The organism is Pigmentiphaga sp. CHJ604, from assembly GCF_036972535.1.
GTDB classification, from domain to species: Bacteria; Pseudomonadota; Gammaproteobacteria; order Burkholderiales; family Burkholderiaceae_B; genus Pigmentiphaga; species Pigmentiphaga daeguensis.
In genome coordinates, this window is sequence record NZ_CP136998.1 from 3,138,056 (window position 1) to 3,149,862 (window position 11,807).

An 11,807-nucleotide genomic window follows, 5' to 3' on the forward strand; every position below is an offset into this window, starting at 1 on the left:
CGATCAACCGCAGTGCACGAATGCTTCGTCCGGGATCGCCCAGGCCAGCAGGTTGCGCATATGAACCTGCCTTGCTGCGCCGGAACCCGCCACATCCTTCCATTCGCCGTCGCCGATGTTCGCTAGCGCCGCCATCATCTGCGGCCTGCAGGCGCGCAGCACCGCAATGAGCCCACCGGGGTCTCGCCGGGCCAGGGCATGGCGGCACAGCGCGAACAGGTACGCCGTGTCTTCCTGCCCGTCCTCATCCGGGCCGTGATCGATGGGCAGCCTGGACCGCACCCGCCTGAGCAGGCGATGCAGGTGCTGGCGGGAAGCCTCCTCGCTGCGCCCGGCCAGCGAACCGAGCTCGGCATGGCTGAACCCGAATATCTCGTACAACAGGACAGCCGCCGCATCGCCGGGGGCCAGCGTCCGGCAGAGGTGAAGCAAGGCCGCCTCCACGCGCTGGGCCTGATCGGCCAGCCGCTGCGGCCAGTCTCCATCCGGCTCCCCCGGCGCCGCTTCGGCCGCCTGCGCGAGGACGGCCTGGTACCGCCCCTGGCGGCGCAGGAGGTCGATGCACAGATGATGCAGCACCGTCACCAGCCACGCCTCCCGGCCTGCCTGGGTCGGCGGCAAGGCGCCGCCGGCGGTGCGCAGATAGGCGTCCTGCACCAGGTCTTCCGCTTCGCCGCCGTGCGCCAGCCAGCGTCGGGCCAGTGCGATCAATCGCTTGCGCAGCGCCTCGTCGTCTGCCAGGGGATGGGAGGAGATCAGGGATGTCACGTTATGGGCGGCTCGTTCGTTTACCAGCAGAACCTAACACGAAAAGGAGCCTCCGATGTTTGCCAACGATCCCGATCACGCTTCCGGAACCGCGCCCGGACAGAACAGCGCCTTCCTGGAAGAAAAGGCGTTCCGGACACGGACGGTGCTGGTGTTCGGCACCATCACCGACACCACGGCGTCCGAGACGGTGCGGCGCCTGCTGGCGCTGGACTCGGAATCCGACGCGCCCATCAACATGATCGTCTCGTCTCCCGGCGGCCACCTGGAGTCGGGCGACGCGATACACGACGTGGTGCGCTTCATCGACGCGCCGGTCAACATGATAGGCACCGGCTGGGTGGGCAGCGCCGCCACCCATCTCTACCTCGGCGCGCCCCGCGCGCGGCGTTTCTGCCTGCCCCAGACCCGCTTCCTGATCCACCAGCCCAGCGGCGGCATGGGCGGCACGGCCAGCGACGTCGCCATCCACGCGCGCGAGATCGTCAAGGCGCGCGAACGCATCGCCCGCGTCATCGCGCGCGAAAGCGGGCAGGCCCTGGAGCGGGTGCTGGCGGACATCGAACGCGACCACTGGATGCCGGCGGCAGAAGCCGTGGCCTATGGGCTGGTCTCCCGCATCATCGAGAAACGTGGAGACCTGGCCTAGGCCCTTCCCCTTGGAAGAAGCCCCACGCAGGTCCTAGAACGCGGCCTGCAGCGCGATCTCGCCGCGCGTGCCGGCCATGCCCGGAAACAGCCGCCGGGCCGCCGCGTCGGTTCCATGCAGGGTCAGCCGCAACTCGAAGGGAGGCTTGAACGCCCACACCGCGCCCACCGAGGCGTGGGTGTAGCTGTCGGCATACGCATCATCCAGGAAATAGCGGGCCAGCGCGGTTTCGACACGCCACGCATGGCCCAGGGGATGACGCGCCCCCAGCAGCGCATACGTGCCGGCCGTGCGGCTGGCCATGGCATTGTTCGAATGCCCCAGGGCCAGCCAGTAGCGATCGCGCCACGTCACGGCGAAATTGACTTCGTTCCAGTTCGGATGCCCCTGCGTCGACGGATACTGGTAACGGAGGAAATAGGCATCGAGCGCCCAGTCTGGCGCGAGCCTTCCTGCCCAGCCGGCGGCGAGGTCGAACTCGGCGTAGGCGCCGTTGTCGGGCTTGAATTTCACCGTGGACCCCCACGCCGAGGCATACAGCCCCGATTCGTGGGCGTATCGGACGCCGGCCTGCACGGCGGGGCGCTCCCGCGTTTGCGACGACCCCCGCCACACATAGTCGGAGGTCAGGGCCGCGCTGCCCGTCCACTGCGCACGGGCATCGCCCGGCAAGACGGCCAGCAAGGCCGCGGAACCCAGGACGGCAAGGCTGCCGCGGGAAAAAACAAGGATGAGCCGCATGTTTTCCACTTGAAAAGGGTGATAGACATGACCGGCCACCAGTATTCCGAAAAGCGTATAAATTCCTCGTTCAAAAACCGGGGAGCGCCGTATATTTTCCGTAAACGTGCCCGCCCGCGGCGGCGGGCTCAGCCACCGCGGTAATACCGCTGCGGGACGAACGGCATGCGGACCACCTCGATCGGCACGGCCTTGCCGCGCACCATCGCTTGCAGGACGGTTCCCGGCTGTGCCAGGCCGGTGTTCACATAGCCCATCGCGCAGGGTGCGTTGAGCGTCGGGCCGAAGCCGCCGCTGGTCACCGAACCGGCCGGATGGCCATGTTCGTCAAGCAGTACGGCGCCTTCACGCACCGGCGTGCGCTCGCGCGGCAGCAGCCCGACGCGCTTGCGATCCACGCCCTGTTCGATCTGCGCCTGGATCGCCTCGTCCCCCGGGTAGCCGCCCGCCCGGGCGCCCGCGGCCCGGCGCGCCTTCGAGATCGCCCAGAGCAGGCTGCTCTCGACGGGGGTGGTCGCGGCGTCGAGATCATGGCCATAAAGGCACAGGCCGGCCTCGAGCCGCAGCGAATCCCGGGCTCCCAGGCCCACCGGCCTGACTTCCTCGTGCCCGAGCAGTTCCCGGGCCAATGGCTCGGCGGCATCGGCGGGAACCGAAATTTCGTAGCCATCCTCGCCGGTATAGCCGGAGCGGCTGACCAGGCACTCGACGCCCAGCAATTCCACGGTGGCGACCGACATGAAGAGCAGCGAGGCGAGCTCGGGCGCCAGGCGGGCCATCACCTGCGCGGCCGCCGGTCCCTGGATCGCCAGCAAGGCGCGATCGGACAGCACCTCGACGCCGCAGCGCTCGCCGATGCGGTGGCGCAGGTGTTCGATGTCCTGCTCCTTGCAGGCCGCGTTGACGACGAGGACCAGCGAATCGCCGGCGTTGGCCACCATCAGGTCGTCCATCACTCCGCCGCGCTCGTTGGTGAACATGGCGTAGCGCTGCTGGCCTGCGGGCAGATCGACGATGTCGACGGGCACGAGGGTCTCGAGCGCCGCGGCCGCCTGCGGCCCGGACAGGCGGATCTGGCCCATGTGCGATACGTCGAACAAACCCGCCCTGGCCCGCGTATGAAGATGTTCCTTCAGGATCCCGTCGCGGTACTGGAGCGGCATCGCGTACCCCGCGAAGGGGACCATGCGTGCCCCGAGCTCGAGGTGCAGGTCATGCAGGGGCGTCTGCGCCAGGGGCGCAAGAGCGGATTCAGTCATTCATCGGTTCCCAATCAGCACTCGATCACGTTGACGGCCAGCCCGCCGCGGGCCGTCTCCTTGTACTTGACCTTCATGTCGGCGCCGGTCTCGCGCATGGTCTTGATGACCCTGTCCAGCGACACGCAGTGGCTGCCATCGCCCTGGAGCGCGATACGCGCGGCATTGATGGCCTTGACCGCCCCCATCGCGTTGCGCTCGATGCAAGGCACCTGGACCAGTCCCCCGACCGGATCGCAGGTCAGGCCAAGGTTGTGCTCCATGCCGATTTCCGCCGCATTCTCGACCTGCCGCGGCGTGGCTCCCAGCACTTCCGCCAGCCCGCCGGCGGCCATCGAGCATGCGACGCCCACCTCGCCCTGGCAGCCCACCTCCGCGCCCGATATCGAGGCGTTCTGCTTGTACAGCATGCCGATGGCCGCGGCAGTGAGCAGGAAGCGGACGACGCCGTCGGACGTGGCGCCCGGAACAAAGCGCATGTAGTAGTGCAGCACCGCGGGCACGATACCGGCCGCGCCGTTCGTTGGCGCCGTCACGACTCGTCCGCCGCTGGCGTTCTCTTCGTTCACGGCCAAGGCATAAAGATTGACCCAGTCGATCACGGACAGAGGATCGCGCAGGCCGGCTTCCGGCTGGCTCGTCAGTTTCCGGTACATCTCGGCGGCGCGACGCTTGACGCGCAAGCCGCCGGGCATCACCCCTTCCTTGCGACAACCGCGCCGCACGCACTCCTCCATCGTGCTCCAGATCCGCAGCAGGGCCGCGCGTGTTTCTTCCTCGGGCCGCCAGGCTTCCTCGTTCTTCATCATCAACGCGCTGATCGGCAGTCCGGTCTGCCGGCAGTGCGCCAGCAGCGCGTCGGCGGTATCGAACGGGTATGCCAGCGGCCGGTCGTCCACCACGATCGGCGAACCCTCGGCCACCGACTCGTCGAGCACGAAACCGCCCCCCACCGAGTAGTACACGCGCGACCGCAACACTTCGCCCGCCTCGTCGAACGCCGTGAACCGCATGCCGTTCGGATGGAACGGCAGGCTTTCCCGCCGATGCAGGACGAGATCGGTCTTCTCGTCGAACCGGATCTGGTGCACGCCCAGCACGTTCACGCGCCTGTGCTCGCGGATGGCGGCCAGCCGGTCCGGGATGCTTTCCGTATCGACCCGCTCGGGCTCCTCGCCTTCGATGCCGAGCAGGACCGCCACGTCCGAGGCGTGTCCCCTGCCCGTGGCCCCCAGCGACCCGTACAGCTCGGCCCGGATACGGCACACCCGCTCGAGCAGGCCCAAGCTTCGCAGGCCGTCCGCGAACTTCAGGCCAGCCTTCATCGGCCCCACCGTATGGGAACTCGACGGCCCGATTCCGATCTTGAAGATGTCGAGGGCGCTCACCGACATGGAACTCTCCCGGTCGCGCTAACCGCGGTCGGCAAGCGATTGCCTGGCCGGGGCGCCTGCCTGGCCGCCTTCGTAGTCGGACATCGGGGGGCACGAGCAGACCAGGTTGCGGTCTCCGTAGACGTTGTCTACCCTGCCCACCGGCGGCCAGTACTTGGACTGCCGCAGCGACGGCACGGGGTACGCGGCCTGCTCGCGCGAGTAGGGCCTGGTCCACTCGCTCGCAACGACGTCCAGGGCCGTGTGCGGCGCGTTCTTCAGCGGATTGTCATCGCGGCCGAAGGCCCCGCGCTCCACCGCGTCGATTTCCTCGCGGATGCATATCATGGCATCGCAGAAACGATCCAGTTCGGCCTTGGGTTCGCTTTCGGTCGGCTCGATCATCAAGGTGCCCGGCACCGGGAACGACATGGTCGGCGCATGGAACCCGAAGTCGATGAGCCGCTTGGCGACGTCTTCCGCCGACACGCCGGTCCTGTCCTTGATCGGACGCAGATCGATGATGCACTCGTGGGCGACCATGCCGTGCACGCCCGTATACAGGATCGGATAATGCGGCGCCAGCCGCCGGGCGATGTAGTTGGCGCTGAGGATGGCGACCTCGGTGGCGCGCTTCAAGCCGTCCGCGCCCATCAGCGCAATATAGGCCCAGGTGATCGGCAGGACGCTCGCGCTGCCCCACGGAGCAGCGCTGACGGCGCCTTCCGTGCGCCGCTCGAACCGGCGGTGTCCCGGCAGGAAGGGCGCCAGGTGGGCCTTGACGCCTATCGGCCCGACGCCGGGCCCGCCGCCGCCGTGCGGAATGCAGAAGGTCTTGTGCAGGTTGAGATGGGACACGTCGCCGCCATAGGCCCCCGGCAGCGCCAGGCCGACCTGGGCATTCAGGTTGGCGCCGTCGATATAGACCTGGCCGCCATGCTCGTGGACGATGGCGCAGACCTCGGCCACCTCCTCTTCGAACACGCCATGTGTCGACGGATACGTGATCATGATGGCCGCGAGGTCGGCCGCATGCTGCGACGCTTTTTTCCGCAGGTCTTCGAGGTCGACGTTGCCGTTCTCGTCGCACGCGACGACCACCACCTTCATGCCGACCATCTGCGCCGATGCCGGATTCGTTCCGTGCGCCGACGAGGGGATCAGGCACACGTTGCGGTGCCCTTCCCCACGGCTCGCGTGCCAGCCGCGTATCGCCAGCAGGCCGGCGTACTCGCCTTGCGCACCGGAGTTCGGCTGCAGGCTGAAGGCGTCGTACCCGGTGCACGCGCACAACATCTGCTCCAGTTCGGTCACCAGTTGCAGATAGCCCCGGGCCTGCTCGATGGGAGCGAAGGGATGCAGGCCGCCGAACTCTTTCCACGTCACCGGAATCATTTCGGTGGTGGCGTTCAGCTTCATCGTGCATGATCCCAGCGGGATCATCGTACGGTCCAGGGCGAGGTCCTTGTCGGCGAGGCTGCGCAGGTAGCGCAGCAGATCCGTCTCGCTGTGATAGGTGTTGAAGACGGGATGGGTCAGGAAGGCCGACGTGCGTTGCAACGCTTCCGGGAACCGGTCGTCGGTGCCGGCCTCGATCGCCTCGAACCCCGGCGCCCGCAGTCCGGCGGGAGCGAACGCCGCCCACAGGGCTTCCACTTCCGGCACGCCGCTGGTCTCATCCAGCGAAATGCCCACGTGGGCGTCGTCGATCTCGCGCAGGTTGATCCCGCGCGCCCGCGCGGCCTGGTGGATCTCGTCCGTGCGGCGGCCCGTCCTTACCGTGATCGTGTCAAAGAACACGTGCGTCGGCACCTCCAGGTCCAGCTCGCGCAAGCCCCGGGCCAGCGTGGCCGCAAGTCGGTGGACGCGCCGCGCGATCGTCGCCAGGCCGCTCGGCCCATGATACGAGGCGTACATCGCGGCCATCATGGCCAGCAAGGCCTGCGCCGTGCAGATGTTGCTCGACGCCTTCTCGCGCCGGATGTGCTGCTCGCGCGTCTGCAAGGCGAGCCTGTACGCCTTGCGTCCCTGCGCGTCCACCGACACGCCGATGAGGCGGCCGGGCATCTCGCGCTTGTACGCTTCGCGCGTGGCGAAGTACGCCGCGTGCGGGCCGCCGAAGCCCAGCGGCACGCCGAACCGCTGCGCCGATCCGACCACGACGTCGGCCCCGCACTCCCCGGGCGGGCGCAGCAGCGTCAAGGCAAGCAGATCCGCGGCCACCGCAAGCAGCGCGCCCTTCGCATGCGCCTGATCGGCGATGCTGGCCAGGTCTCCGACCTCGCCGCTGGTTCCGGGGTATTGAAGCAGGACGCCGAAACAGTCCACGGCCGCGAGGTCCGTGCGCTCGTCGCCCACGATCACCTCGATACCCAGCGGCTCGGCGCGCGTGCGGACGACGTCCAGCGTCTGGGGATGGCAATCGCCGGATACGAAGAAACGGTTGGCCTTGTTCTTGGCCAGGCGCCGGCAGAAGGTCATCGCCTCCGCCGCCGCCGTCGCCTCGTCCAGCAGCGAAGCGTTGGCGATGTCCATCCCCGTGAGGTCGCTCACCATCGTCTGGAAATTCAGCAGGACTTCGAGCCTGCCCTGCGAGATCTCGGGCTGGTAGGGCGTATAGGCCGTGTACCACGACGGATTCTCGAGCAGATTGCGCAGGATGACCGTCGGCGTGTGGCAGTCGTAGTAGCCTTGGCCGATGCAGGACTTCATCACCCGGTTCCCGGCCGCGATGCGCTTGAGGTCTTCCAGCACCCGGGGTTCGCTGCGCGGCTGGCCGAGCGCCAGCGGCGACCGCGCAAGGATCGAAGCGGGGACCACCTTCTCTATCAGCTCGCCCATCGATGCGAGTCCGAGCGAGCCCAGCATCTCGGCCTGGTCGGCTGCGGAAGGTCCGATATGGCGGCCGATGAAATCGTCCGCCTGGGTCAGCGCGGCATAGGGGATACGGCGTGCGGTGTCGGTTGCGTGCTTGGTCATGAAGCTTCCTCTGTTCGTGCCGGTCCGTCCTCAGCCCTCGATGAGCCGGGCATAGGCTTGCGCGGTCAGCAGCCCGTCCAGCCTCGGCGCTTCGTCTGGCGCGAGCTTCACGAACCAGCCGCTGCCCAGCGGGTCGCTGTTGACTTTGCCGGGATCCTGCACGATTGCCTCGTTGACCGCGACGACGGTGCCGGACAGCGGCGCCTTGATGTCGCCGGCCGCCTTGACCGATTCGATCACCGCAAGCTCGTCGCCGGCATCGTAGTGCGAGCCGACGGCTGGAAGCTGGACGAACACCAGGTCACCGAGCGCCGATTGCGCGTGATCCGTGATACCGACGACGACGCCGCCGTCCGCATCCGGCCGGAGCCATTCGTGGTCCTCCGTGAAGCGGACTGCATCGGTCTGGATGGACATGCGAACCTCCGGGGCGGATAAAGCAAATCATTCTGCTAACCGGTACCCGGGTGGTCAAACGATCTATACTGGGGCATCCATTAGTCCGAGTGCGTGCAAGGAACCAAGAGTGCGGCGGAGACACCTCAACAGCTCCGTAATGGCCTGGCTGCGCTGCTTCGAGGCGGCCGCCCGCGCCGGCAGCTTCACGCAGGCGGCTTCCGAACTGTCCCTTACCCAGGGCGCGATCAGCCAGCAGGTTCGCGAGCTGGAAGACCGGCTGGGCGTCGTGCTTTTCCGCCGCCTGCCGCGCCAACTGGTGCTTACCAGCGAAGGCGAGAAACTCCGCGAAACCGTCACGACCGCCCTGGACCAGCTCGAACTGGCCCTGTCGCGGCTGCAGGACCGGCGCACCGACGGCTCGCTGGTGCTGAGCTGCTATTCGTCCTTCGCGCTGCTCTGGCTCATGCCGCGCATCGGCGCGTTCTACCGCGAGTACCCCGAGATCGACCTGCGCGTATCCGCCGAATTCCATGTGCTGGAGATGGCGACGGTGCTCAGGGAGGAGATCGATGCCGCGATCCGCTACGACCTGGGCGAATATCGCGACCTGGAATCCGTCCATCTGCTGGACGAATATCTGCTTCCCGTCGCCAGTCCGGATTTCGTGGAAGCGCATCCGGCGCTGCGCACCCCCTCCGACCTGGACGGTTCCATGCTGCTGCACGACGCGGTGGCCTGGCCAGGCGCCTCGGCCGATGCGGAATGGCGGTACTGGCTGGACACGGTCGGTGCCGACAGGGTGTCCATCACCCAGGGCAGGCGCTTCAACATGGCGCAGTTGGCCGTGGAAGCCGCCCTGAACGGCCAGGGCATCGCCATCGGACGCCTGGCCCTGGTCATCGATCACTTGCGGGAAGGTCGTCTGGTGCCGCTGTTCGGGCGCGCGGTACGCTCGCCGGCCGCGTACCGCCTGGTACACGTCGCCCAGCCGCCGCCGCGCGTGGATGCGCTGGCGCATTGGTTGAAGCAGGAAACCAGCCGCTTCCGCCAAGGCCGCGACGACTACCTCGCCCCGCTGTCGCCGGCCAGCCGATAAGGCCCCCAGGGCCTGCTCCGGATGGACAGGGAGGGTGCCGAAACGAAAAAAGGAGCCGCAAGGCTCCTTTTTTACACTCCATGGAAGGGCTTTCCATGGATCTCGAATTGGAGCGGGAAACGAGTCATGCACTAGAGCGCTAAGTCTCTGTTTCCCAATCACTTTCTCCACTGTGGTGATCAGCGAAGAACTCAATTATAGCCTTGTTTTTCGCCCTCGGCAACAAAGTTCATCCAACCACTTCCACCAGCGTCCAAGGATGATCCATCCACCCGTCGTTACGCCTGATGCGTCCAGCTGCTGAGCGGGTTCGCTATCGAACTCCAACTTGCGACGATCATGACTTGCGCTCGCTCCGCAGGCAGCGCGGGGTGGTGTCGCGTGGACTGCCTGGCACCTGGACGGCTGTAGGACACAACCGCCGGCATCGGAACACCGCAAGTACTCATCTTTACATCGCTGCGGCTAACTTCGCCGGAGCGCAACGCGGCGCCAGTGTAGTGGCAGCCAGCCTCAACGAAGGCGTGCAGCAATCCGGTTCATCTGCTCGATCTCCGCGCGCTGGCCATCGGAAATCGCTTGGCATAGGTTGACGAGTTCCGGATCTGAGAGCTGCGCCTCGCGGCACATGAGGATCGCTCCCGAATGGTGCGGGACCATAGACGCGATGAACTGTCGATCGCCGATTCCGGTTTGAGCACGGGTCGCGGCAAAAGAACCGAGTGTGAGAACGGCAAACAAGCCGTACAGCACGAGATTGAGCCGCCGGTTTGGAAACATGCCGGGCATTGTCGCTAGCATGAAGATGCCCATTGGCGCCCACATAGTGACCGCCATGTAGAGCATGTTGAGATTGTTTCTGAAGTCCCTGGCGCCGTCGATCATGCTGAACATTACGAAGTACATGACGACGAGGCCCAACACCATGTTCACCCAGAACTTGGCGTATGGTCGGCCGTGCTTACCCATCTGACCGGATGTGTGATGTTGATGTTCATGGGAATGTTCAGCCATCTCCGTCTCCTATGTGCTGGGGCAACCTGGCAGGGTCACTGGTACTGCGGCAGATACTTTGTCGATATATCAGCATGTGGAGCGATGCATCACTAACCGCTGATTTCCAGTCACCAACTGGACGTAGGGGCGTCGAACGCTTCAACTCGCTGGTCTTGAACCGTCTGGATATCAGACCATACCAAATCGGTCTTGATGGGCTTTGCGCCACCTATGACGCTGGTACCGTGAGCGCCAATATCGAGCTTGCGTCCTCATCGCTCGATGGGCCGGCAACTGATCGATTCTTGCATATCAAGCAAGACAAGGCCACCTGCGGCGGACGCCAATGGCCTCCTCCGCCTTCGCTTAGGGCATCGCCTCAAGCGTCCGTCGCAGGCCATAACGACACAACAGCCCTTGGGCAAGAAAGGAGCCGGTGATGTAGCGCACCCGAAAGGAGACGAAGACATGCACAAGGACATTTCAACATCAAAGGTGTTCTATCGTCCCATCGAGGCGGCCATCCGATGGGCTGGGTTGCTGCGGTATCTCCCGATGATCCTGGCCACGATCGCGTCACCGCGTGTCCTGCCTCGGTCGCTGAACTGCCCTCGATGGAATGAGTGCCGGCTGCACTCGGAACGTATCTATGACGGCATCCTCAACGGAGAGCTGCCCTACGGCAAGAACGGGATCACGCTCAATGATCCGAAGCTGCTCAATTCTCTGGATCTGACTGTTCGCCATGTCGATCTAAAACGCTGGATGCGCACCCACTATCCCGAGCACCGGCCAGGATTTCTGTTCAGCCGTGGCGAACGCATGGCGCATCCTTTCATCACCATGGAAACAGGACAGGCGATCCTCGTGGAGCGGCTGGCCCTTCAGGCCGCGCTTGAACAAGCCCGACGTGAGATGCGAGAACTGCAGGAGCAGCACGACACGCTACTCAAGCAATCCTCGGTGCTGTTGGCATCCAAGCAATGCGAGATCAGCGAACGGGCGGAAACGACCTATCTCAACATCATTGGAGGGATGTTGACGCTGATGCTGAGCCAGTCGCCTTCAGGCGTGCCCTATTCCAGCTTCAAAACGCAGGAGGCCCTTGTCTCTGCATTGGTCGCCCACTACGGCGGCACCATGGGCATCACTGAGCGCACCTTAAACGGAAAGTTCGCCAACGCTAAGAGGTACGTTCGTAGCGCAAGCGCATGAGGTTATCCAGCTTGTATGTGCAATCGCGGAGATTGCATTTGCAATGTCTTTCCGCAGCCAGGTCTATTGAATAGAGGTCACGCCAACAAACGCCACCGAGCGTTCAGGAGTGACCGCCATGTCGCAGACCCCTGTACTCCCGCCGAACGAGCGCCGCATCCTGCGGCTCGATGAAGTCGAAGCGAAGTCCGGCTTCAAACGCGCCCACATCTACAACCTGATGAAGAAGCGCCAGTTCCCTCAGGCGCTGCGCCTGGGCGTGCGCGCTGTCGGCTGGGATTCGATCGAAATCGACCAGTGGATCGCCGAGCGCCTCAACCACCGGACCTGAC

Annotated in this window: 11 protein-coding genes; 4 read left to right on the forward strand and 7 right to left on the reverse strand. The window is 65.5% G+C overall.

What is annotated here, in order from left to right:
- Positions 1–3: 3 nt before the first annotated feature.
- A complete protein-coding gene (locus tag R4823_RS15095) occupies positions 4–768 on the reverse strand; it encodes an RNA polymerase sigma factor (RefSeq protein WP_338615297.1) in 765 nt (254 codons plus the stop codon).
- Positions 769–823: 55 nt separating this feature from the next.
- Between R4823_RS15095 and R4823_RS15100 the strand changes: the two genes are divergently transcribed.
- Positions 824–1,417 carry an ATP-dependent Clp protease proteolytic subunit gene (locus R4823_RS15100; protein WP_338615298.1) on the forward strand — a complete coding sequence of 198 codons (594 nt, stop codon included), beginning with the start codon at positions 824–826 and terminating at the stop codon, positions 1,415–1,417.
- Positions 1,418–1,450: 33 nt separating this feature from the next.
- Here the strand turns inward: R4823_RS15100 and R4823_RS15105 are convergent, their stop codons facing one another.
- From R4823_RS15105 to gcvH, 5 genes are all read right to left on the reverse strand, one after another.
- Complete coding sequence (locus R4823_RS15105; protein ID WP_338615300.1) at positions 1,451–2,158, reverse strand: TorF family putative porin; 708 nt, start codon at positions 2,156–2,158, stop codon at positions 1,451–1,453.
- 128 nt (positions 2,159–2,286) lie between these two features.
- Positions 2,287–3,417, reverse strand: coding sequence for a glycine cleavage system aminomethyltransferase GcvT (gene gcvT / locus R4823_RS15110; RefSeq protein WP_338615302.1), 1,131 nt, complete (start codon positions 3,415–3,417; stop codon positions 2,287–2,289).
- Positions 3,418–3,431: 14 nt separating this feature from the next.
- Positions 3,432–4,811, reverse strand: coding sequence for an L-serine ammonia-lyase (locus tag R4823_RS15115; RefSeq protein ID WP_338615304.1), 1,380 nt, complete (start codon positions 4,809–4,811; stop codon positions 3,432–3,434).
- An 18-nt stretch (positions 4,812–4,829) separates the two neighbouring features.
- On the reverse strand, positions 4,830–7,769 hold the full coding sequence (gcvP, locus tag R4823_RS15120) for an aminomethyl-transferring glycine dehydrogenase (RefSeq protein WP_338615306.1): 2,940 nt from the start codon (positions 7,767–7,769) through the stop codon (positions 4,830–4,832).
- Between the two features lie 30 nt (positions 7,770–7,799).
- Positions 7,800–8,186, reverse strand: a complete 387-nt coding sequence (gene gcvH / locus R4823_RS15125) for a glycine cleavage system protein GcvH (RefSeq protein ID WP_087836941.1) — start codon at positions 8,184–8,186, stop codon at positions 7,800–7,802.
- 139 nt (positions 8,187–8,325) lie between these two features.
- Between gcvH and R4823_RS15130 the strand changes: the two genes are divergently transcribed.
- Entirely contained in the window at positions 8,326–9,264 is a 939-nt protein-coding gene (locus tag R4823_RS15130) for a LysR substrate-binding domain-containing protein (protein ID WP_165962977.1), read from the forward strand.
- 513 nt (positions 9,265–9,777) lie between these two features.
- Here R4823_RS15130 and R4823_RS15135 read toward each other — a convergent pair.
- A complete protein-coding gene (locus tag R4823_RS15135; protein ID WP_003098996.1) occupies positions 9,778–10,278 on the reverse strand; it encodes a DUF305 domain-containing protein in 501 nt (166 codons plus the stop codon).
- 450 nt (positions 10,279–10,728) lie between these two features.
- On the opposite strand from R4823_RS15135, the gene R4823_RS15140 reads away from it, so the two are divergent.
- Entirely contained in the window at positions 10,729–11,475 is a 747-nt protein-coding gene (locus R4823_RS15140) for a hypothetical protein (RefSeq protein WP_003120040.1), read from the forward strand.
- Positions 11,476–11,593: 118 nt separating this feature from the next.
- A complete protein-coding gene (locus R4823_RS15145) occupies positions 11,594–11,806 on the forward strand; it encodes an AlpA family transcriptional regulator (RefSeq protein ID WP_003090093.1) in 213 nt (70 codons plus the stop codon).
- Position 11,807: the final 1 nt, after the last annotated feature.